General features: G+C 71.2%; 19 protein-coding genes, 1 pseudogene and 1 riboswitch. Of the genes and pseudogenes, 11 read left to right on the top strand and 9 right to left on the bottom strand.

The genetic code is table 11. The features are described 5' to 3' along the window. Positions 1 to 121 precede the first annotated feature (121 nt). Positions 122 to 700, top strand: a complete 579-nt coding sequence (locus ACGF12_RS13010) for a DUF5134 domain-containing protein (protein WP_393028351.1) — start codon at positions 122 to 124, stop codon at positions 698 to 700. 179 nt (positions 701 to 879) lie between these two features. Beyond that, positions 880 to 1,827, top strand: a complete 948-nt coding sequence (locus ACGF12_RS13005; RefSeq protein WP_393028350.1) for a M56 family metallopeptidase — start codon at positions 880 to 882, stop codon at positions 1,825 to 1,827. A 104-nt stretch (positions 1,828 to 1,931) separates the two neighbouring features. Here the strand turns inward: ACGF12_RS13005 and ACGF12_RS13000 are convergent, their stop codons facing one another. Then, positions 1,932 to 2,384, bottom strand: coding sequence for a MarR family winged helix-turn-helix transcriptional regulator (locus ACGF12_RS13000; RefSeq protein ID WP_393028349.1), 453 nt, complete (start codon positions 2,382 to 2,384; stop codon positions 1,932 to 1,934). An 87-nt stretch (positions 2,385 to 2,471) separates the two neighbouring features. On the opposite strand from ACGF12_RS13000, the gene ACGF12_RS12995 reads away from it, so the two are divergent. Further along, a complete protein-coding gene (locus ACGF12_RS12995; RefSeq protein ID WP_393028348.1) occupies positions 2,472 to 3,986 on the top strand; it encodes an MFS transporter in 1,515 nt (504 codons plus the stop codon). Between the two features lie 232 nt (positions 3,987 to 4,218). Continuing rightward, positions 4,219 to 4,824 (top strand): TetR/AcrR family transcriptional regulator, encoded by a 606-nt coding sequence (locus tag ACGF12_RS12990; protein WP_393028347.1) that lies wholly within the window; start codon positions 4,219 to 4,221, stop codon positions 4,822 to 4,824. A 78-nt stretch (positions 4,825 to 4,902) separates the two neighbouring features. Here ACGF12_RS12990 and ACGF12_RS12985 read toward each other — a convergent pair whose 3' ends face one another. Further along, positions 4,903 to 5,769: a helix-turn-helix domain-containing protein gene (locus ACGF12_RS12985; protein ID WP_393028346.1), complete on the bottom strand. Its 867-nt coding sequence runs from the start codon at positions 5,767 to 5,769 to the stop codon at positions 4,903 to 4,905. Between the two features lie 418 nt (positions 5,770 to 6,187). Between ACGF12_RS12985 and ACGF12_RS12980 the strand changes: the two genes are divergently transcribed. Beyond that, complete coding sequence (locus tag ACGF12_RS12980; protein WP_393028345.1) at positions 6,188 to 6,727, top strand: ATP-binding protein; 540 nt, start codon at positions 6,188 to 6,190, stop codon at positions 6,725 to 6,727. Between the two features lie 281 nt (positions 6,728 to 7,008). On the opposite strand, the gene ACGF12_RS12975 is transcribed toward ACGF12_RS12980, so the two are convergent. Next, on the bottom strand, positions 7,009 to 7,272 hold the full coding sequence (locus tag ACGF12_RS12975) for a DUF397 domain-containing protein (protein WP_393028344.1): 264 nt from the start codon (positions 7,270 to 7,272) through the stop codon (positions 7,009 to 7,011). Between the two features lie 557 nt (positions 7,273 to 7,829). On the opposite strand from ACGF12_RS12975, the gene ACGF12_RS12970 reads away from it, so the two are divergent. From ACGF12_RS12970 to ACGF12_RS12950, 5 genes and pseudogenes are all read left to right on the top strand, one after another. Then, positions 7,830 to 8,780 (top strand): hypothetical protein, encoded by a 951-nt coding sequence (locus ACGF12_RS12970; protein WP_393028343.1) that lies wholly within the window; start codon positions 7,830 to 7,832, stop codon positions 8,778 to 8,780. A gap of 98 nt (positions 8,781 to 8,878) precedes the next feature. Further along, positions 8,879 to 9,475, top strand: coding sequence for a winged helix-turn-helix domain-containing protein (locus ACGF12_RS12965; protein ID WP_393028342.1), 597 nt, complete (start codon positions 8,879 to 8,881; stop codon positions 9,473 to 9,475). Next, a pseudogene (locus tag ACGF12_RS12960) lies at positions 9,451 to 9,960 on the top strand (transposase); the annotation flags it as partial. The gene ACGF12_RS12965 and the pseudogene ACGF12_RS12960, both read left to right, overlap by 25 nt. Positions 9,961 to 10,500: 540 nt before the next feature. Continuing rightward, positions 10,501 to 10,663: riboswitch (cyclic di-AMP (ydaO/yuaA leader) on the top strand. Next, complete coding sequence (locus tag ACGF12_RS12955; protein WP_393028341.1) at positions 10,650 to 11,885, top strand: transglycosylase family protein; 1,236 nt, start codon at positions 10,650 to 10,652, stop codon at positions 11,883 to 11,885. Its footprint overlaps the riboswitch before it by 14 nt. Positions 11,886 to 12,139: 254 nt before the next feature. Further along, a complete protein-coding gene (locus tag ACGF12_RS12950; RefSeq protein WP_393028340.1) occupies positions 12,140 to 12,340 on the top strand; it encodes a hypothetical protein in 201 nt (66 codons plus the stop codon). Between the two features lie 96 nt (positions 12,341 to 12,436). Here ACGF12_RS12950 and ACGF12_RS12945 read toward each other — a convergent pair whose 3' ends face one another. From ACGF12_RS12945 to ACGF12_RS12925, 5 genes are all read right to left on the bottom strand, one after another. Next, entirely contained in the window at positions 12,437 to 13,456 is a 1,020-nt protein-coding gene (locus ACGF12_RS12945; protein ID WP_380612866.1) for a LacI family DNA-binding transcriptional regulator, read from the bottom strand. A gap of 25 nt (positions 13,457 to 13,481) precedes the next feature. Next, entirely contained in the window at positions 13,482 to 15,179 is a 1,698-nt protein-coding gene (locus ACGF12_RS12940; RefSeq protein WP_393028339.1) for a glycoside hydrolase family 13 protein, read from the bottom strand. 91 nt (positions 15,180 to 15,270) lie between these two features. After that, on the bottom strand, positions 15,271 to 16,176 hold the full coding sequence (locus ACGF12_RS12935) for a sugar ABC transporter permease (RefSeq protein WP_393028338.1): 906 nt from the start codon (positions 16,174 to 16,176) through the stop codon (positions 15,271 to 15,273). 39 nt (positions 16,177 to 16,215) lie between these two features. Beyond that, the gene (locus ACGF12_RS12930) at positions 16,216 to 17,217 is read right to left on the bottom strand and encodes a carbohydrate ABC transporter permease (protein ID WP_393028337.1); all 1,002 of its coding nucleotides are present in this window, start codon (positions 17,215 to 17,217) and stop codon (positions 16,216 to 16,218) included. Positions 17,218 to 17,295: 78 nt separating this feature from the next. Then, the gene (locus ACGF12_RS12925; RefSeq protein WP_393028336.1) at positions 17,296 to 18,576 is read right to left on the bottom strand and encodes an extracellular solute-binding protein; all 1,281 of its coding nucleotides are present in this window, start codon (positions 18,574 to 18,576) and stop codon (positions 17,296 to 17,298) included. Positions 18,577 to 18,886: 310 nt separating this feature from the next. On the opposite strand from ACGF12_RS12925, the gene ACGF12_RS12920 reads away from it, so the two are divergent. Continuing rightward, positions 18,887 to 19,408 carry a GNAT family N-acetyltransferase gene (locus tag ACGF12_RS12920; RefSeq protein WP_393028335.1) on the top strand — a complete coding sequence of 174 codons (522 nt, stop codon included), beginning with the start codon at positions 18,887 to 18,889 and terminating at the stop codon, positions 19,406 to 19,408. Here ACGF12_RS12920 and ACGF12_RS12915 read toward each other — a convergent pair. Then, a complete protein-coding gene (locus ACGF12_RS12915) occupies positions 19,405 to 20,481 on the bottom strand; it encodes an aldose epimerase family protein (protein ID WP_393028334.1) in 1,077 nt (358 codons plus the stop codon). The genes ACGF12_RS12920 and ACGF12_RS12915 overlap by 4 nt on opposite strands. Positions 20,482 to 20,599: the final 118 nt, after the last annotated feature.

The following is a 20,599-nucleotide window of genomic DNA, read 5'->3' as shown; positions in this document are numbered from 1 at the left end:
GCGAACAGCCGACGGACAACGGATGACAGCTAACAGATTTCGTTAACTGTCATCTGTTATCTGTCAGCTGTCATCTGTGCGCCGCCCGCTGTTCGCCGCCCGCCGCCCCGGGAGGCTGCCGTTGCACGGACCCACCCTGGTCAACTGGCTCCTCGCCCTCCTCACCGCCACCGCCGGCGGCTACTGCCTGACCCGCCTGCGGCACTCCCCCTGCACCCCGGCCGGCGCCCCCGGCCCCGGCCCCGGCCCCGCCCGCCGAATTCTCGCCCGGGAGTCCGACGCCGCCGAGGCACTGATGGGGCTCGGCATGGCGGCGATGGCCGTCACCGGCGCCACCGTCCCGGCCGGCGTCTGGGCCGGCCTCTTCGGCCTCCCCGCCATCGCCTTCCTGCTCGCCGCCCTGTACGCCTCCACCGGCCGGGCACACCGGCTGCACCACGCGGTCGGTGCGCTCGCCATGACGTACATGGCCCTGGCAATGACCGCCTCGGCCGGCGGACACCACCACCACACCGCCACGCTCGGCGCGCCGCTGCTGACCGGCGCCCTGCTGCTCTACTTCGGCGGGTACTCCCTCTGGGCCGGCGCCCGGCTGCTGCGCACCCCCGCCGGCACCCTCGCCCTCGGCACCGCCGGCCTGCCGCAGGCCTGCCGACTCACCATGGGCATCGGCATGTTCGCCATGCTCCTGACCATGTGACGCCCGCCCCGGCACCCGCGCGACGCCCTTCCCGCCCGATCCGAACACCGCCCAAGCGCCGCACCCGCGCGTGGCGTTGGTCACTGGCCGGCCGAAAGCCGTTCCACCGGGCGTCGCCAGCGCATAGGTTGGCAGGGAGCGCATTGTCGCGTTCCCTGCGTACTCGGGGAGCCCTTGGGATGACCGCCCTGATCGGCCTGCTGCTGCTCGGACTTCTGCTCTCGACCGTCGCGCCCCGCCGGCTGGCGCGGGCCCGCTGGGTGGAACGCGAACCCGTGCTGGCGCTGCTGGTGTGGCAGTGCCTGGTGGTGGCCGTGCTGCTGTGCTGCGCACTGGGTCTGGTCCTCGCCGCCTCCGCCGCCATGCCCGAGCTGCGCACCCTGGTGTTCGCGGGCGCCCCGCACGGCGTGGAGGCCGCGTACGGCCTGCAGGACGCCGAGGGCTGGGGCCGGCTCTGCGCCGTGGTACTGGCGGCCGGCGCCCTGCAAACGGTGCTGGCGCTCACCCGCGAGGCCCGTACGGCCAAGGCCCTGCGCAACCGCCGACACGCCCAACTGACGACCCGAGCACCGGAGTTGCCCGAGGCGATCGCGGCCGCCCGGAGTCGCCGGGAGCGACTGGTGGTGCTGGAGAACGTCCGCCCCGAAGCCTGGTCGCTGCCCGGCCCGGACTCCCGCCTGGTGGTCACCACCGGCGCCCTCCAACAGCTCACCGACCGGGAGTTGGCGGCCGTGCTGAGCCATGAGCGCGGCCACGTCCGGGCCCGGCACCACCTGCTCCAGCAGTTCGCCCAGGCGCTCGCCTCCGGCTTCCCCGGGGTCGGCGTGTTCAGCGCCTTCCGGGACCAGGTGGCGGAGCTGATCGAGCTGGCGGCCGACGACCGGGCCGCTCGACGCCACGGCCGGCACACCACCGCCCTCGCGCTGGCCGAACTCAACCTGGACCGCGGGGTGTTCGGCTCCTGCCCGCCCGGTCTGGCGCAGTCCCCGAAGCGGGTCGACCGGCTGCTCGCGGGCCGCCCGCGACTGTCCGTCCCGCACCGGCTGCGGCTGACCCTGTTCGCCCTCGCCGCGCCCGCCGCACCCGTCCTGCTGACCGTCGCCCCGGGGCTCAACTCCCTGTTCTGAGCGTCCCTGCTCCGAGCGTCCCGCGCTGAGCGTCCCTGTGCTGAGCGTACGGGTCGACGCCGAGTCAGCTCACCGAAGGCTCCCCATCGAACGAGCCCCCGGGTTCAGTCCGAGGCAGGCTCCCGGCAGACCGGCCCGAGCGGCTCGCCGAGGGTCAGTCCGAGCACCTCGCGATGGAGCGGCCTGGCCTGCTCGTAGCGCTCCCGTCCGGCCTCGGTCAGCTCCAGCATGATGCCCCGCCGGTCGCTCTCGCACATGGCCCGGGTGACCAGTCCGCTCTTCTCCAGCCGGGCGATCAGCCGGGACAGCGCGCTCTGACTCAGATGGACGGTGGGCGCCAGCTCGGCCACCCGCAGCGCATGGCGACCCTCCGCCTGGCACCCCTCCACCAGGCGTTCCAGCACCTCGAACTCGCTCATGCCCAGCCCGTACTTGTCGCCCAGCTCACGGTCGAGCAGGCAGGCGGTGGCGGCATGGCGGGCCAGCAGCTCGCGCCATTCCGCGACGAGGCCGGCCTCCGCCGGCGAATCGAGCACTCGGGGGTCGAGTTCAGCCACGCCGCAACCCTAGCACGTGCATCGGAAAATTATGCGTTCACATCTTATTCATTTGCATTGAATGCACGCGCATCTACTGTCCTCCCCATGACCACCGCGACCGCCACGTCACCCGACGCTCCGTCAACCAGCGGGCTGAACTGGACACCCCGCCTCTGGGGCACCCTGATCGTGCTCTGCGCCGCCATGTTCCTGGACGCCCTGGACGTCTCGATGGTGGGCGTCGCCCTCCCCTCCATCGGCTCCGAGCTCCACCTCTCGACCTCCACCCTGCAGTGGGTGGTCTCCGGCTACGTGCTCGGCTACGGCGGCCTGCTGCTGCTCGGCGGACGCGCCGCCGACCTGCTCGGCCGGCGCCGGGTCTTCCTGGTCGCCCTGTCCGCCTTCGCCGCCGCCTCGCTCGTCGGCGGCTTGGTCGACGACGGCGGCCTGCTGATCGCGGCCCGCTTCCTCAAGGGCGTCAGCGCCGCCTTCACCGCCCCGGCCGGCCTGTCGATCATCACCACGACCTTCGCCGAGGGCCCGGCCCGCAACCGGGCGCTGTCCATCTACACCACCTGCGGGGCCAGCGGTTTCTCCCTCGGCCTGGTGCTGAGCGGCCTGCTCACCTCGGTCGGCTGGCGCTGGACCTTCCTGATGCCCGTCCCGGTCGCGCTGCTCGCCCTGGTGTTCGCCGTCCGCCTGCTTCCCCGCCAGACCGAGGAGCCCGCCAAGGGCGGCTACGACGTGCTCGGCGCGATCACCGGCACCACGACCGTCCTGCTGCTGGTGTTCACCGTCACCGAGGCCCAGGGCGCCGGCTGGCTGAGCCTGCGCACCCTCGGCTCGATGGCCGTGGTGATCGCGCTGGGCGCCGCCTTCCTGCTGATCGAGAGCCGCACCGCCCACCCACTGGTCCGGCTGGGCATCTTCCGCAACGGCTCCGTCGCCCGGGCCAACGTGGTCGCCTTCGCGATGACCGGCGCGTACGGCGGCTTCCAGTTCGTCGTGACCCTCTACCTGCAGCACCTGCTCGGCTGGTCGGCCCTGCAGATGGCCCTGGGGCTGCTGCCGGCCGGCGCGTTCATCGCACTCTCGGCGCCGTTCATGGGCCCGATCGTGGACCGCTTCGGCACCGGCCGGCTGCTGCCGATCGGCCTGCTGGCCCTGGTCGCCGCCTTCGCCCTGTTCCTGCGCCTGGACGAGCACAGCTCCTACCCGGTCCTGGTGCTGCCCTCGATGCTGCTGCTCGGCGTGGGCTTCGCGTTCGCCTTCCCCTCGGTGAACATCGCCGCCACCAACGGCGTGGCCGACGAGGAGCAGGGCCTGGCCTCGGGCCTGGTGAACACCGCGATCCAGGTCGGCACCGCCGTGGTGCTGGCCGGGGCGACCGCGATGATCACGGCCGGCAGCGCGGGTGGCGACAGTCCTCGGGCCCAGCTGGACGGCTACCGGCCGGCGCTGGTCTTCGTCACCGCGGTCGCGCTGGTCGGCCTGTTGGTCGCCACGGCGGGCGCTCTGGTGGACCGGCGCCGGAATTCAACTCCCGCGTCGGTGCCAGATTATGATTATCCGCCTGTCGGGCCGACCACGGCCCGGACCGGAGCCCTGACCGAGCACTGACCCGCACCGGCCCTCGCCCACGACCGACCCCTGGTCGTCGGCTGCTGGCGCCGGCTCCACCAAACCCCCGTGTTGGTGGAGCCGGCCGTCTTCGTACCCGGCCGCGCGGGCAGCGCCCGTCAGGGCACGGTTCCACGGCGCGGCTGCCGGCTCCGCAAGTATATTGGCTCGGAGCCAACGAACGTTCGGAGCAGACACGATGGCACCTCGCGGGGATTCGGTCAATGAGGAGATGCGGCAACGCTCCCGCCGACGCATCATGCGGGCCACAGTCGAGCTGGTTGACCAGCGCGGTTACGCGGGCACCACGCTGACCGACATCGCCGAGCGGGCCGGACTCGCCCGCGGCCTGCTCTCGTACTACTTCGACGGCAAACGGCTGCTGCTGCAGTCCGCGACGCACCGGATGATGCACCAGGCGCTGTCCGGTGCACTGGCCGAACTGCCGCCGGACGCCTCGCCCGAGGCCCGGCTGGCCCGCGCCATCGACGCCGTCCTCGCGCTCGCGCTGGACCACCCGCGGGTGATGCGCTCGCACCTGGCACTGATCCTCGACCCGGACACCGGCGCCTTCGTGCAGGACCCGGAACAGCAGCAGCTCGGCGCCATCCTCCAGGGCCTGCTGCACGACTGGGGCGCTCCGGACCCGGCGGCCGAGCACGCGGTGCTGCGCAGCGCGCTGATGGGCGGCTGCATCGGCGTGCTGCTGCCGGGCGCGGAGATCCCGCTGGCGCCGATCCGGGCCGACCTGTTCCGCCGCTACGACCTGCCCTGGGAACTGGGCTGCCCGCCGCAGGCGCTGCCACCGGAACGCGAACGGCCGCCGGCCCGCGGCTGACGGCGGGTGGGCGGCTGGGCGGTCACTCGACTGACGACCTGCCGCGGTGGGGCCCGAGCGGCCCCGCCGGGCAGGAACTCAGCGTTCCTTCAGGATCGAGGCCAGCAGGTCTATGGTGCGCTCGGGCGTGAGGCTGTCCACGCAGAGCCGCTCCATGACCTGGACGTAGGCGTCGACGTCGTCCCGCTTGTCCAGGTAGAGCGCACTGGTGAGCTGCTCCAGGTAGACCACGTCCGCGAGGTCCTGCTCCGGGAAGCGCAGGATGGTGAACGCGCCGGACTCACCGGCGTGCGCGCCGAAGCGGAACGGCATGACCTGGATCACCACGTTGGCCTGCTCGGCGACGTCGATCAGGTACTGCACCTGACCGCGCATCACCTTGGGCCCGCCGACCGGCCGGCGCAGCGCCGCCTCGTCGATCACCGCCCACAGGCGCGGGTTGGTGCCCTCGGTCAGCAGCTTCTGGCGGCGCAGGCGGAGGCTGACCCGCCGCTCGACCTCCTCCTCGCTGATGACCGGCCGACTCTGGCCGAAAACCGCCCGTGCGTACTCCTCGGACTGCAGCAGTCCGGGGATGAACTGCACCTCGTAGGTGCGGATCAGCTGGGCGGCCTCCTCCAGTCCCACGTAGGTCTGGAACCAGCCCGGCAGCACGTCGTTGAAGCTGTGCCACCAGCCGGACTTGTTGGCCTCGCGGACCAGCCCGAGCAGGGCCTCCCGCTCCAGGCCGTCGTCCACGCCGTACAGGCTGAGCAGGTCGGCGACGTCGCGCTCCTTGAAGCTGACGCGGCCGAGCTCCATGCGGCTGATCTTGGACTCGGAGGCGCGGATCGCGTAGCCCGCGTCCTCACGGGTGATGCCGCGCGCCTCGCGCAAGCGGCGCAGTTGGGAGCCGAGGAGGATCCGGCGGACCATCGAGCCGCCGCCCGGCTGAACTGTGGTCATGCGGTCGAAACCTCCACCTAGGGCAAACAGCGCACAGTCTGCCATCAGTTGAGCGCTCACGGTGCCGATACTGACGGATGTTCCTATCAGTTCTGCACTCCGCACACCAGGATGCACGTGCATCCGGCGCTTGCATATGCCAATAGTGCGACTGCACGTGAATCGACTCTTGCATCTGCAGTGAGCGCACACCACCATGGTGCACGTGCACCTGCACATCCCTGGCAATCCCGCGGGCTCCGCGTCGACCCCACGCGCGACTCCGTGCACCGACCCGGTGGCGTCCCCCGCGCCACCGGGCGTTCGAGTGCGCGCGCGCCTGGTCGAGGGGGCGGCCGAGCGGCCGAGCGAGTCGGAGGTGACCGGCATGACCCCGGCGGGTCCAGCCGTGTCCGCCCCCTTATGGGAGGAGCTCTTCATGAGCACCGGTACGGCTTTGGCGGTTGACCCCCATGTGGTCACCTGTACGCTCGCTCCTCGCTTCGAAGCCGTGAGAACCGCGCGCGACTTCGCCCGGACCGCTCTTCAGCACTGGGGCCTGATGGAGCTGTTCGACGATGTCGCGCTGGTGGCCTCGGAACTCGTGACCAACGCGCTCCGGCATGCGATCGGCGCACGGCCCGACCCGTCGGACTGCTGCCCGGGCGAGTACGACTTTCCCATACAGCCGACCCCAGAAGGACGGCTGCCGATCCGAATAAGCCTGGTGCACCGCGCACCCCAGGTGGTCTGCGCGGTGAGCGATCCGAGCAGCATCGGACCGGTCGCCCGGGAGGCGGACTTCGTCGCCGAATCCGGCCGCGGGCTGCACCTGGTGGAGTCGTTCAGCCGCTCCTGGGGCTGGCACCCGCTGGGCAGCGGCAAGGTGGTCTGGGCCATGTTCGAGGCGGAGCCGGCCCAGGGCGGCGGACTCGACCGACGTGTCGAAATCGGTGGACGGCACCGGCGCTCGGCCTAGCGCCGTGCGGCGCGCGGCCGGCTTGGGAACGACCCGGGAGGACCACACCCCGGGCCCTTCCGCCAGTCCCTCGGACCCTTCGACGCCGGACCGCCTCCGGCACCGGCACCGGCACCTCCCGCCGGAGATCCAGGCCCGCGCGTTACAGGCCCCGGCCGGGCACGACTCGACCCGGTACGCCCCGACCCGACCCCACCCGCGGGAGCGCCCGCGGGGAAAAGACAAAGGCCGTCGTGGTGTCAGCACCCACGACGGCCCCCCGATGGTGAAGCGGCGACCGGTCAGACCGCCAGGTGGTCGAACTCCCCGTCCTTGGCCCCCAGCAGCAGGGCGGCGATCTCGGCCCGGGTGTAGATGAGCGCCGGACCGTCCGGGAAGCGCGAGTTGCGCATCGCCACGTCGCCGCCGGGCAGGGCCGCGAACTCGACGCAGTTGCCCTGGGAGTTGCTGTGCCGGCTCTTCTGCCAGACCACCCCCTTGAGGTCGGCGGCGGCCATCCCGTTGTAGGTGTGGTTCGAGCTGTGCGTGTCCTGCGAGTCGTGCATAGAAGTCTCCCGAAGAGCTCCGGAGTTGTCGTCCAGCGCGGCGCCCCGGCACCGTCGAACGAACGGACCGGCCCCGTACCGGTCCGGCACAACGCCTCACTTGACGCGATGATAGCCGCAGTGCACGTGCATCAGCACGGGACATTGCAGGTGCACGAGGCCTTTTATCAGCGGCCTCGAACTCTTCACGGACCCTTCTCCTGACGGTACGTAAACGGACATAGCCGACTGAATCGACGAGCATTCGATAACCGGCCGTGAGCGGCCCCCCGCTGAATGTTGATCTTCGAATGCCGGGAGTCGCACCGCCGTGACCCTCCGTCAGGTCACCCTTCGACTGTGAGACATCTCACGTGCCACGGGTGCAACGCGACGCCCCACGGGACACGTCAGGGCAACCACGGGCGTCCACCCGGGGGTTGGGCGAGGAATGTCCGGATTGTAGGCAAACCGCCCGGACCGCGACGGCGGAGACACGACCTTCGCACCGCGACCACCCGAAACCCGTACGGCAGCCGACTGCAGGCCTGACGGGCCGATGTCCTACGATCTCCGACATGAGCACCGCAGCCATCCCGGGCGCGCCACTGCCCGTCCGCACTCCAGGCTCCCGTGCGCGGGGGCGCCACCGCCGTCCCGAGCGCCCCGAGATCCGCACCGGCTCGCCGGCCCTGGTGCTCGCCGTACCCGCGACCGCCGGGCCCGAGTCCCGCTCGGTCGTCGAGGAACTGCTCTCGATCGTCCGCAGCGAGCACGCCGGCGTCCGGGCCGCGGTCGGCTACCTCCCGACCGACGGCGCCGTGAGCGAGAGCGAGGACGACCGCACCGTCGCCGAGCTGCTGGCCGAGGCCGCCGAGGCAGGCCTGGCGGCGCCCGTCGTGGTGCCGCTGGCGCCCGGGCCGCACGACTTCCTGACCGGGCTTCACGCCCTCGCCGCCGAGTACGGCGCGACCGTCACCGACACACTGGGCCCGCACCCACTGTTGGCCGAGGCCGTGCACGTGCGGCTGTCCGAGGCCGGGCTGGCCCGGGCCGACCGGGCCCGGCTGTTCGCCATCGCGACCGCCGCGGACGGCGTGGTCCTGACCACCGTCGGCGGCGAGGACGCGGCCGCCGCGGCCGGCATCACCGGCGTGCTGCTGGCCGCCCGACTGGCCGTTCCGGTCGTCGCCGCGGCGCTCGACGTCCCCGGCTCGGTGGCCGACGCCGTCAACCACCTCAAGGAGACCGGCTCCCAGCGCCCGGCGCTGGCCCCGCTGGTGATCGGGCCCGAGGCGGACTCGGAGCTGCTCGCCACGGCCGCCGAGGAGACCGGCTGCCCGTCGGCCGCGCCACTGGGCGCCTACCCGACCGTCGGCCAGCTGATCGCCTCCACCTACCTGGCCGCGCTGCCGACGCCGACGCCGGAGGAGCTGGCCCAGGCCGAGGCGGAGGCCGCAGCCGCCGCCGGGGCCGAGGAGGGCTCCCGCGGCGCCCACGCGGCCGCCCAGGGGCCCGTAGAGGCCTAGCCGGACGCCCGCGACCGCCTTTACTGACCTTGGCGCTTCAAGGTGATTGGCCTGTTTGTGTAGCTGACTGGCAGTCATTGGCGCGCTATGCCGTTGGTATGCGCTATGCGGATGGGGGCGGGCTGACGGCGAGGGCACGTCAGCGCCGCGAGACGGTGCGGCTGGAGGCCGCTGCGTTGTTCGACGAAGGCGTCCCACCGAAGGAGGTTGCCCGCAGGTTGCGGGTGACCGCGAAATCGGCCTATCAGTGGCACCAGGCCTGGCGTGAGGGCGGGGCCGGGGCGCTGGCCTCACGAGGACCGGGCGGGCAGCGATGCAAGCTGTCGGCGCGGTGCCGGGCGAAGCTGGCCGAGTACCTCGAGCAGGGGCCGGCCGTGCACGGCTGGGACGAGGACCAGGTGTGGACAGGCGCGCGGGTGGCGACGCTGATCGGGCGGAAGTTCCACGTCACTTACAGCGTCTCGGGGGCCACCCGCCTGATGCACCGACTCGGCTTCACCCCGCAGGTCCCCGCGCGGCGGGCCGCGGAACGCGACGAGCAGGCGGTGTCCGCGTGGAGGGAGGTGACCTGGGCGGAGGTAAAAGCGCCCGGGCGGCCTGCGACGGATGGCTCTGCTTCGAGGACGAAGCCGGGTTCACCCGCAGGCCGCCCAAGGGACGCACGTGGGGACGCCGTGGCATCACCCCGGTCGTGAGGGTGGGCGGCCGGGGCTCCGGACGGGTCTCGGTCGCCGGGCTGATCGCGATGCGCCCGGGCTCGCGGACCCGGCTGTGTCACCGACTGCGGCGCCATACCGGACGCAAGGGCGAGCGCCGCAGCTTGTCCGAGCGCGACTACATCGGTCTGATCGACGGAATCCACCAGCTGGTCAAGGCGCCGATCATGCTGGTGTGGGACCGGCTCAACACCCACGTCTCGCATGCCATGCGCGACCTGATCAACGCGCGGGACTGGCTGACGGTGTTCATCCTGCCCGCATACGCGCCCGAGCTGAACGCGGTCGAGTACCTGTGGGCCCACGTCAAGCGCAGCCTGGCGAACCTCGCCAGCGTCGCTCTGGACCGACTCGCCGCGCTCGTCCGCAACCGGCTCAAACGGCTCCAGTACCGCCCCGAGGTCCTCGATGGCTTCCTCGCCGGGACCGGGCTCTCCCTCGACCTCCCACCGCCATCACCTTGAAGCGCCGAAGTCAGTAGCACCCTCCCGCGTACCGAAGGGCCCGGAACGACCGCGTTCCGGGCCCTTCGGCTTGCCGTCGGCCTGCCCCGCGGCTCGCCCTTTTCCGCCACTCCTCCGCCCGCCCCCCGTCTTCGGCTCGCCCGCAGCTTGTCCGAGCGGGGGAATTGCGGGAGTTATGGACGATATCGGAAGATAGAGCATAATGTCCGTTTTGTCGCTTTTGGGCGGAAATGCCGAGCGTGCATTCCGGCGCTCGATTCACGGCCACTCCCCTGTTGCGATCGGCGCACCACCGCGCGCTTCCACGCTCCGTCACTTCACTTCTGAAGCGGAGACAATTGCGGGAATCCACAGCGGCATTGCCAAAAAACGATCATTTACGATCATGATTCGTGTCCAATTTGGCAGTTTCCGCTAAACCGTGATGCGCATCACAGATATTTGCAGTTTGAACTTAAGTCCGCTTAACGTGCTCCTCGTTCGTGACCACACGAACCCAGTTCATCCGCGACGCCGAGTCCTGCCGTCGGATGTCCTGGCAGCGCGAAAACGCATCACGGCAGGAGCGGGGGAACCACAGGTAAGTCGCCCCGGGCCGCTCCTCGGAACGGTCCAGGGCTAGGGGTGAAGCCGCGCCCACAGCGCGGCCGGGCAACTCCAGCCCGAATCCGACAGCTCACCTCGCAGGCGTGGGAGAGGACCGCGTCTTCATGCTGCCCACCAACGGCACCCGCCTGTCCGGCCGTACCCGTCGCGTGATCGCCGCCCTCGGCGTCGCGGGCGTCGGTCTCACCGTCCCGTGCCTCACCACCGGCACCGCCAACGCCGCCCCCGTCGCCACCTGGGACAAGGTCGCCCAGTGCGAGAGCAGCGGCAACTGGAGCATCAACACCGGCAACGGCTTCTACGGCGGCCTGCAGTTCACCTCCAGCACCTGGGCCGCCTTCGGCGGTACCGCGTTCGCCCCGCAGGCCAACCAGGCCACCAAGGACCAGCAGATCGCCATCGCCGAGAAGGTCCTCGCCTCGCAGGGCCCCGGCGCCTGGCCCGTCTGCTCGGTCCAGGCCGGCCTGACCAAGGGCGGCGCTCCGGCCGCCGTCGACACCTCCGCCGGCACGGCCGCCAAGCCTGCCGCCAAGCCCGCGCAGAACCAGGCCCCGGCCCCGGCCGCGAAGCCCGCCGCGCCGGCCGCGCCCGCCCAGCAGCAGGCGCAGTCGTCCACCGACTACACCGTCGTCGAGGGCGACTGGCTGTCCTCGATCGCCGCGAAGAACAACGTCCAGGGCGGCTGGCAGCACCTGTACGACCTCAACCGCGCCACCCTGACCGAGGGCCCGAACACCATCTACCCGGGCCAGCACCTGACCTTCGGTGACGGCGTCAAGGCCCAGGCCGACAAGTCCTCCTCGTCCACCTCCGGCTCGGACTTCGGCTGGTTCAACCGCTCCCAGAAGGCCGGCCAGGCCGCGAACGGCGGTGCCGTGAACGCCAAGCCGACCGCCCTGACCCAGGCCTCGAAGCCGGCCTCGAAGCCGGCTGCCAAGCCGGCCGCCCAGGCCGCCACCGGCAGCATGGCCGCCGCGGTGTCCTTCGCCGAGTCCAAGGTCGGCCAGGCCTATGTCTACGGCGGCACCGGCAACGGCGGCTGGGACTGCTCCGGCCTGACCCAGGCCGCGCTGCGCGCCGCGGGCATCAACATCCCGCGCGTCGCCGCCGACCAGGCCGCCGCCAGCACCCACGTCTCGCTGGACAGCCTGCAGCCGGGCGACCTGCTGTTCTGGTCGAACAACGGCCAGAACTCCGGCGTGTACCACGTCGCGATCTACATCGGCGGCGGCAAGTACGTCGAGGCCGCCAACCCGAGCTCGGGCGTGCGCGAGCAGGCCATCGCCAACTGGGCCCCGGACTTCGCCGGCCGGGTCTGAGCAACGGCCCACGGGCGCACGGGCCACAGGCCCACAACCCACGGGCCCACAGCTGACGGACAACAGAGAACAGCTGACAGGTAACAGATTTCAGATAACAGATTTCAACATCTGTCAGCCGTCGTCCGAACGCTGACCACCCGCCACCCCCGGGGAGAGCCTGGTCGCTCCTCCCCGGGGGTTCCGGCGTATTCGCATGGTGAAACCCCGGCCCGACGGGCATGCTGCTGCTCTGCACCCGAGGAGGAATCACCATGGCCCAGGTCACCGTCACCCTCGACGCGAACCTCGCGATAGACGCGATGCTGCTCTCCGGCACCAAGAGCCCGCAGGACGCGGTCGAACTGATCCTGCGCGACTACCTGGCCCGCGGCCGCCGCACCGAGACCCGGACCGGCGACGCGGCCGACGGCCACCGGCTCACCGCCGACCGCCCGGCCACCCAGGAGGGCTGACCGGACAGCACGGTCGAGCAGACGCACGCCGACGGGCCCCGGAGAGCAACCGCCCTCCGGGGCCCGTCGGTCGAGCACCACCATCCGGTACCGGGGTCAGCGCGCGCAGGCCCCGGTGGACCCGCGCATCACCAGCTCCGGCTGGAACATGAACTCCCCGCGCTGGGCGGCGTTCCCGCCGACCTCCTCCAGCAGCGCGTCCACCGCCGCCGTGGCCATCGCCTCGACCGGCTGGCGGATCGTGGTCAACGGCGGCTCGGTGAAGGCAATCAGCGGCGAGTCGTCGAAGCCGACCACCGACACGTCCTGCGGCACCGACAGCCCGCGCTGCCGCACCGCCCGGATCGCCCCGAGCGCCATCATGTCGCTCCCGCAGACGATCGCCGTGCAGCCCTTGTCGAGCAGCGCACCGGCCGCCGCGTGCCCGCCCTCCACGCTGAACAGCGTGTGGTGGACGAGTTCCTCCGCCTCCTCCTGGCTGCGCCCGAGCACCTCGCGCATCGCGGCCGTGAAGCCCTCGATCTTGCGCAGCACCGGCACGTACCGCCGCTGCCCGACCGCGAGCCCGATCCGCTCGTGCCCGAGTTCGGCCAGGTGCTGGACGGCCATCCACATCGCGGCCCGGTCGTCCGGCGAGATGAACGGCGCGTCGATCCGCTCGCTGTAGCCGTTGATCAGCACGAACGGCACCCCGCGCCCGGCCAGCCGGGCGTAGCGGTCGTGGTCGGCGGTGCTGTCGGCGTGCAGCCCGGAGACGAAGACGATGCCCGCCACACCCCGGTCGACGAGCATCTCGACCAGTTCGTCCTCGGTGGACCCGCCCGGCGTCTGGGTGCACAGCACCGGCGTGTAGCCGTGCCGGCTGAGCACCTGCTCGATCACCTGCGCCAGCGCGGGGAAGATCGGGTTGCTCAGCTCCGGCGTGATCAGCCCGATCAGCCCGGCGCTGCGCTGGCGCAGCCGGGTCGGCCGCTCGTAGCCGAGCACGTCGAGCGCCGCCAGCACGGTCTGCCGGGTCGCGGCGGAGACGTTCGCCTTGCCGTTGAGCACGCGGGAGACGGTGGCTTCGCTGACCCCCGCCTGCGCCGCGATGTCTGAGAGTCGCGCCGTAGTCACGGGCCCAGAGCCTATTGCACCCACGTCAGACCGCCCACCAGCCGGTGCTGTCCGGAGCGAGCACCGTCTCGCCGCCGTCCACCACGAGTTCGGTCGAGGCGAGCAGCAGTCGACCGGGCGCCGCTATCCGCACGGGCTCGCCGGTGGTGTTCACGGTGCAGACGAAGGAGCCGCGGCGGAAGGCCAGGGCGCCCTCGGGGGCGTCCAGCCACTCGACCTCGGTACCGGCTCCCAGGTCGAGCTGCGCACGGCGGACGGCCAGCGCGCTGCGGTACAGCTCCAGGGTGGAGGTCGGGTCGCCGGTCTGCGCCTCGACGCTGAGTGCGGCCCACTCGGCCGGCTGCGGCAGCCAGGACGGCCCGCCCGCCACCGGACCGAAGCCGTACGGGGCCTCGGCGGCGGACCACGGGATCGGGACGCGGCAGCCGTCGCGGTAGCCGTCCTGGCCGGCCTGGCGGAAGAAGGACGGGTCCTGGCGGACCTCGTCCGGCAGGTCGGTGACGTCCGGCAGGCCGAGCTCCTCGCCCTGGTAGACGTAGGCGGAGCCGGGCAGCGCGAGCATCAGCAGGGTGGCGGCACGGGCCCTGCGCAGACCCAGCGAACGGTCACCGGGGGTGCGGATCTGGGTGCCGAGGCCCGGCTCGTTGGCGAAGCGGGTGGCGTGCCGGGTGACGTCGTGGTTGGACAGCACCCAGGTGGTGGGGGCGTCGACCGGGCGCATCGAGTCGAGCGACAGGTCGATCACCTCGCGCAGCGCGGTGGCGTCCCAATCGGTGCCCAGGTACTGGAAGTTGAAGGCCTGGTGCAGCTCGTCGGGGCGGACGTAGTTGGCGGTGCGCTGGACGGTCGGGGTCCAGGCCTCGGCGACGCCGATCCGCTGGCCCGGGTACTCGTCGAGGATCTTGCGCCAGCTGCGGTAGATCTCGTGCACGCCGTCCTGGTCGAAGAACGGCATGACGTCGTTGCCGAGCAGCTTGAGCTGGTCGGCGCCGCCGAGGTCGGGCAGGCCGGGGGCCTTGACCAGGCCGTGGGCGACATCGATGCGGAAGCCGTCCACGCCCATGTCGAGCCAGAACCGCAGGATCGAGCGGAACTCGTCGGCGACGGCCGGGTTCTCCCAGTTGAAGTCGGGCTGCTCGGGGGCGAACAGGTGCAGGTACCAGTCGCCGGGGGTGCCGTCCGGGTTCTCGGTGCGGGTCCAGGCCGGGCCGCCGAAGATGGACTCCCAGTCGTTGGGCGGCAGTTCGCCGTTCTCGCCCTTGCCGGGGCGGAAGTGGTAGCGGTCGCGCAGCGGGGACGCGGGGCCCTCGCGCAGGGCGCGCTGGAACCACTCGTGCTGGTCCGAGGAGTGGTTGGGCACGAGGTCGACGATGATCCGCAGGCCCAGCCCGTGGGCGTCCCGGATCAGGGCGTCGGCGTCCAGCAGGGTGCCGAACATGGGGTCCACCGCGCGGTAGTCGGCGACGTCGTAGCCCGCGTCCGCCTGCGGCGAGGCGTAGAACGGGGAGAGCCAGACGGCGTCCACGCCGAGGTCGCGCAGGTACGGCAGGCGGCTGCGGATGCCCGGCAGGTCGCCCATGCCGTCGCCGTTGGAGTCGGCGAAGCTGCGCGGGTACACCTGGTAGATGACCGCGTCCCGCCACCAGCCTCTGGACGCGCTGACGTTCGCCTCGTGAGCGGTGTCGGCGGCAGGCCGGGAGGTGTCGGCCAGGTTCTGGGTCATGGACGGTATCCCTTGGGGACTAGAGGAGCGGGGAGCGCTGTGTCTTCGAGGAGCGCAAAGGCCTCGCGAAGTGCGGGGACTTCGTGGAGCGTTACGACTTGGAGGCACCGGCGGTCAGGCCGGTGACCAGGTGACGCTGCACCAGGTAGAAGAAGGCCGCGGACGGGATCGCGATCAGCACCGCGGTGGCGGCCATCAGGTTCCACTGGGCGTCGTGCTCGCTGACGAAGCTCTGCAGGCCGACGGCCAGCGTGTACTTGTCGGAGCTGAGCATGAAGGTGGAGGCGAACGGCACCTCGGCCCAGTAGGTGAGGAAGGAGTAGAAGGCCGCGACCGCCAAGCCCGGGCGGGCGAGCGGCAGCACCAGCCGCCAGAAGGTGCCGAAGGGGCTGAGCCCGTCGACCCGGCCGGCCTCGTCGATCTCCACCGGGATGGTGTCGAAGTAGCCCTTCAGCAGCCAGGCGCAGTACGGCACGGTGGTGGTCGAGTAGACCAGGATCAGGCCGGCGTAGCTGTCCAGCAGGCCGAGCGCGGAGAGCATGGTGTACATCGGGACGATCAGCACCGCGATCGGGAACATCTGGGTGACCAGCAGCGACCACATCAGCGGCTTGTGCCCGGGGAACTTCATCCGGGACACGGCGTACCCGGCGGTGGCGGCGAGCATGACGCCGAACACGGTGGTGATACCGGCGACCAGCAGGGAGTTGCCGAACCAGGTGAAGAAGTCGGTGTCGCCCAGCACCTGCTGGTAGTTCGACAGCGTGAGCTTGCCGAAGATGTCGCCGGGGTGGAGGTAGTCGTTCTTGTCCGGCCCGAGCGAGACGAACAGGATCCACGCGACCGGGAACAGCGCGATCAGTCCGGCCAGGATCAGGACGCCGTGGGACAGCGCCTTGGCCAGCGGGCTGCTCTCGCCGCGCGGCCGGAACTTCGCCGGCCGGGCGGTCGGGGCCGCGGTCGCCGCGGCGGCGGGGCGTTCGGTGGTGGTGCTCATCGGGTTACCTGCCTTCGTGGGTCAACTGGGTCCGGGGCCTCAGCCGTTGGCCTGCTCGTTGCGGGCGAGCCAGCGCCGGTAGAAGGCGGTGAAGACGATCAGGATGGACAGCAGGATCACGCCGTACGCGGCGGACCCGGCGTAGTCCCGGGGGATCTGGCCGAAGCCGAGGCGGTAGGCCCAGGTGACCAGCAGCTGGGCGTCCGGGGCGCCGGAGCCGAAGAGCAGGAAGATGACGTTGAACTGGTTGAAGGTCCAGATCACGCCGAGCAGCACGACGGTGGAGGAGACGGTCCGCAGCCCGGGCATGGTGACGTAACGGAACTGCTGCCAGCGGGTGGCGCCGTCCATCTCGGCGGCCTCGTACAGCTCGGCCGGGATCGACTGCAGGCCGCCGAGCAGCGAGATCATCATGAACGGCACGCCGGCCCAGGTGTTCACCAGGATCGCGGCCGCCTTCTGCGCCCACGGGTCGGTGAGCCAGCCGGGCTCGGGCAGGTGGAGGGCGGAGAGCGCGGTGTTGACGACGCCGCCGTCGGAGAGCATCAGGCGCCAGGAGAAGACGGTGACGAAGGTCGGCACCGCCCAGGGCAGGATGAGCAGCATCCGGTAGACGGCGCGCCCGCGCAGCTTCTTGTTGAGCAGCAGGGCGAGGCCGAGGCCGAGGGTGTAGTGCAGGAAGACGCAGACGGCCGTCCAGGCGATGGTCCAGACGAAGTGCGACCAGAAGCGGTCGTACGAGCCGGGGCCCCACAGGATGTCGGCGTAGTTGTGGAAGCCGACGAAGTTGTAGCTGGCCGGGATCTCGTTGACGCCGATCTTGCGGGCGACGTTGAGGCTGTTGGCGTCGGTGAGGGTGAGCCAGATGCCTTGGACGAGCGGGTAGAGCACCAGCACGCCGAGCACCAGTACGACCGGGGCGATCATCGCGTAGGCGTACCAGTGCTTGGCGTAGGAGCGCTTGAGGCGTTCCAGCAGGCCCGGACGCTGATCGCGCTCCCGGCTTCCCTTGCCGGTGGCGCCCTGCACGGCGACTGACATCGTTTGCACCTTCTCGGGGGATTCTCGGGGGAGCCGACGGCCCGGCCTGCCGTACGGTCGGCAGGCCGGGCGCGGGGACTACTTGGCGAAGCCCGGCAGGAGCTTGGCGTAGTCGGTGGCGACGGTGTTCAGCGCGTCCTGGGTGCTGGTGCCCTGAAGGGACTTGCCCAGGTTCTCGCCGAGCGAGGCGAACAGCGAGCTGTACTCGGGCAGTTCGGGGCGCGGCTTGGCGCTGCTCAGGATGCCCTGGAAGCCGGCGATGCCCGGGTCGGCCTTGACGTCGGCGGTGAAGGCGTCGGAGCGGGTCGGCAGGGTGGAGTTCTTCTGCGCGATGAAGGCCTGGCTCTCGGCCGAGGTCATGAAGGCGGCGAACTTCTCGGCGGCGGCCTTGTGGGCCTTGTCCGCACCGGCGTAGACGGAGATGTTGTGGCCGCCGGTGGGGGCGCCGGCCTTGCCGCTGGAGCCGGCCGGGACGGCGGCGATGCCGAGGTTGTTCTTGTCGGCGAAGGCGGAGCCCTTGTAGATGTTGGTGATCTCCCAGGGGCCCTGGATGATCGCCGCGACCTTGCCGCTGTTGAAGGCGTCCATCATGTGCGCGTAGGCGTCGGTGGTGACGTCGGCCTTGGCCATGCCGGGCGCGGTGAACATCGACTTGTAGGTCTCGACGGCCTTGACGGCCTCCGGCGAGGTGACGGTGATCTTCTTGCCGGCGGCGTCGACGGTGTCGGTGCCCTCGCCGAACAGGAACGGCATCGCGTAGTAGCCGTCCGCGGCCTTCAGCCAGAAGCCGTCCACGCCGGCCTTGTCCTTGACGGCGGCGGCGTCGGCCTTGAGCTCGTCCCAGGTCTTCGGCGCCCCGGTGATGCCGGCCTTGGTGAACAGCTCCTTGTTGTAGAGCAGGCCCAGGGTGTCGGTCACCAGCGGCACGCCGTACAGCTTGCCGTCGTACTTGGCCTGCTGGATCAGGCTGGGCTGGAAGGTGGAGGTGTCGCCGGCGGCCGGGGTGCCGTCCAGCGGCTCCAGGAAGCCGGCCTTGGCGAAGGCGGCGGTCCAGCCGACCTCGGAGCGGAACACGTCCGGCGCGCCCTTGGCCCCCATGGCGGTCTGCAGCTTGTTCTGCGCCTGGTCGAACGGCACGTTGACGAAGTTGACCTTGATGTTCGGGTTGGCGGCCTCGAACTTCTTGGCCAGCTCCTGGTAGTTCGGAGCCTCGTTGGTGGCGTTGGAGGTGTCCCAGTACGTGATGGTGACGGGGCCGTCGGCCTTGCCGTCCGAACCGGAGCCGCCACTGCTGCCACAGGCAGCCATCGAGACCGCGAGGGCCACAACGAGGGCAGAGGCCGCGATGCCACGCCGCATGAGAACTCCTTGGGAGGGTGGGGGTGCCCGAGATGTTCGGAGACAGGCGCATAATGGCTGCCTCGTGCCGACCGCACCTTTGCTGCCGACGGGCTCGGGAAGGAAGTTAACAGCGGCGCAAGAGGGACGGAAAGTCCTTGCAGCAAGTTTCTGCAAGAAACGCCGATCGTTACATCCACGTGTCCTGGACGTGGCCGCACGGTAGTCGACAGTGCGAAGCAATGTCAGAGTTCGTCCGTTTCACCCCGCTACGGCCTGGCCGACGGAACCACCGTGCGTGGCCGAAGGGCGCTTGCAGCAGACTGGACGCATGCGCATCAGAGCCGTCACCGAGGACGAACTGCCACTGCTGAGCGAGCTGGAGCGCGCCGCCGGAGCCCCCTTCGCCGCGATCGGGATGCCGGAGGTCGCCGAGGACGAGCCCCCGGCCCCGGAGGAGCTGGCGTACTACCTGGAACACGGCGTCGCCCTGGTCGCGCAGGCCCCCGACGGGACGATCGCCGGCTACCTGCTGGCCGAGCCAGTGGACGGCGCCCTGCACATCGAGCAGGTGTCGGTCCACCCCGACCACGCCCGCCGGGGCATCGGCCGGGCCCTGATCGACCACCTCGCCGGGCACGAGGGCGCCGACGCCCCCGCGCTCACCCTGACCACCTTCGCGGACGTCCCCTGGAACGCCCCCTACTACGCCCGCTGTGGCTTCCGCCCACTGGCCGACGCGGAGCTGACTCCGGGCCTGCGCGAGATCCGCCGCAAGGAGGCCGAGCACGGCTTGGACCGCTGGCCCCGGCTCTGCATGCGCCGGGACCTGAGCCGCGGCCGGAACGCCTAGTTGGTCCCCAGCCGCAGCACCGTGGTCGAGCGGAACTCCTCCCCCGGCCGCAGCACGGTGCTCGGGAAGGCCGGGTGGTGCGGGGAGTCCGGGAAGTGCTGGGTCTCCAGCGCGATCCCGGCGAACGGTCCGTACGGGACCCCGCTCGCGCCGGTGACCGCGCCCTGGAACTTGTTCGCCGTGTAGACCTGGATGCCCGGCTCGGTGGTCAGCACCTCCAGGGTACGGCCGCTGACCGGGTCCTCCAGCAGCGCGGCGCGCGCCGGGCTGCCGTCCGCCGGCCGGGCCCGCAGCACCCAGTTGTGGTCGTAGCCGCCGGGCCCGGCCAGCTGCGGGTGCTCGTCGTGCACCGACTTGCCGATCGGCGTGGCCACGGTGAAGTCGAAGGGCGTGCCGGCCACCGGCTCGGTCCGCCCGTACGGGATCTGCCGCTCGTCGGCCGGGGTGTACTCGTCGGCGTCCAGGGTGAGCAGGTGGCCCAGGACGTCGCCGTTGCCCTCACCCGCGAGGTTGACATAGGCGTGGTTGGTCAGGTTGACGACCGTCGGCTTGCTGGTCACCGCGTGGTACGCGATCATCAGCTCGCCGCCCGCCTCCGGGGTGCTGGACAGGGTGTAGGAGACGGTGACGTCCAGCGCGCCCGGGAAGCCCTGGTCGCCGTCCGGGCTGTGCAGCCGCAGCCGCACCCCGCCCTCGATCGGCTCGGCCGCCCACATCCGCTGGGCGAAGCCGTCCGGCCCGCCGTGGAGGGTGAGCCCGCCGCCGGTCGAGGCGAGCGGGTACTCCTCGCCGTCGATGGTGACCTCGGAGCGGTCGATCCGGTTGGCGTACCGGCCCACCACCGTGCCGTAGTGCCGGGCCGGGCCCAGGATCTGCGCCAACTGATCAGTGGACAGCAGTAGTTGGGCGCTGCGGCCGGTGCGGTCCGGCGCGCTCAGGGTGTGCAGGGTGGCGCCGAGGGTGAGCACGCTGGCCTCGTACGGGCCGGCGGTGAGCGTCCAGCGCTGGATCGCGGCGCCCGCACCCGAGGGGTCGAGGGGAACGCGTCGCACACCGGTGGCCTCGCTCGCCATGCCTGCTCCTCACTGGCGACGGCGCCGCCGCCTCCGCCCGGTTCCGGGTCCGTCCATCCGTCAGGAGGCGCTGCCGCAGCCCCCGTGGTGTCAGTCAGCCTAGCGAGGACGACGGCGG

Origin of the sequence: Kitasatospora sp. NPDC048296 (assembly GCF_043201815.1) — a bacterium.
Classification (GTDB): Bacteria; Actinomycetota; Actinomycetes; order Streptomycetales; family Streptomycetaceae; genus Kitasatospora.
Note: the sequence above shows the minus strand (reverse complement) of the source record. Positions and strands in the feature narration are given on the sequence as shown.

Excerpts from the sequence above, each read along its gene's own strand:
- ACGF12_RS12935 (WP_393028338.1), bottom strand. The coding sequence starts at position 16,176 with ATGAGCACCACCACCGAACGCCCCGCCGCCGCGGCGACCGCGGCCCCG.
- ACGF12_RS12915 (WP_393028334.1), bottom strand. The coding sequence starts at position 20,481 with ATGGCGAGCGAGGCCACCGGTGTGCGACGCGTTCCCCTCGACCCCTCG.
- ACGF12_RS12925 (WP_393028336.1), bottom strand. The coding sequence starts at position 18,576 with ATGCGGCGTGGCATCGCGGCCTCTGCCCTCGTTGTGGCCCTCGCGGTC.
- ACGF12_RS12980 (WP_393028345.1), top strand. The coding sequence starts at position 6,188 with ATGAGCACCGGTACGGCTTTGGCGGTTGACCCCCATGTGGTCACCTGT.
- ACGF12_RS12970 (WP_393028343.1), top strand. The coding sequence starts at position 7,830 with ATGAGCACCGCAGCCATCCCGGGCGCGCCACTGCCCGTCCGCACTCCA.
- ACGF12_RS12990 (WP_393028347.1), top strand. The coding sequence starts at position 4,219 with ATGCGGCAACGCTCCCGCCGACGCATCATGCGGGCCACAGTCGAGCTG.
- ACGF12_RS12995 (WP_393028348.1), top strand. The coding sequence starts at position 2,472 with ATGACCACCGCGACCGCCACGTCACCCGACGCTCCGTCAACCAGCGGG.
- ACGF12_RS12940 (WP_393028339.1), bottom strand. The coding sequence starts at position 15,179 with ATGACCCAGAACCTGGCCGACACCTCCCGGCCTGCCGCCGACACCGCT.
- ACGF12_RS12975 (WP_393028344.1), bottom strand. The coding sequence starts at position 7,272 with ATGCACGACTCGCAGGACACGCACAGCTCGAACCACACCTACAACGGG.
- ACGF12_RS12950 (WP_393028340.1), top strand. The coding sequence starts at position 12,140 with ATGGCCCAGGTCACCGTCACCCTCGACGCGAACCTCGCGATAGACGCG.
- ACGF12_RS13005 (WP_393028350.1), top strand. The coding sequence starts at position 880 with ATGACCGCCCTGATCGGCCTGCTGCTGCTCGGACTTCTGCTCTCGACC.
- ACGF12_RS12985 (WP_393028346.1), bottom strand. The coding sequence starts at position 5,769 with ATGACCACAGTTCAGCCGGGCGGCGGCTCGATGGTCCGCCGGATCCTC.
- ACGF12_RS12920 (WP_393028335.1), top strand. The coding sequence starts at position 18,887 with ATGCGCATCAGAGCCGTCACCGAGGACGAACTGCCACTGCTGAGCGAG.
- ACGF12_RS12930 (WP_393028337.1), bottom strand. The coding sequence starts at position 17,217 with ATGTCAGTCGCCGTGCAGGGCGCCACCGGCAAGGGAAGCCGGGAGCGC.
- ACGF12_RS12965 (WP_393028342.1), top strand. The coding sequence starts at position 8,879 with ATGCGCTATGCGGATGGGGGCGGGCTGACGGCGAGGGCACGTCAGCGC.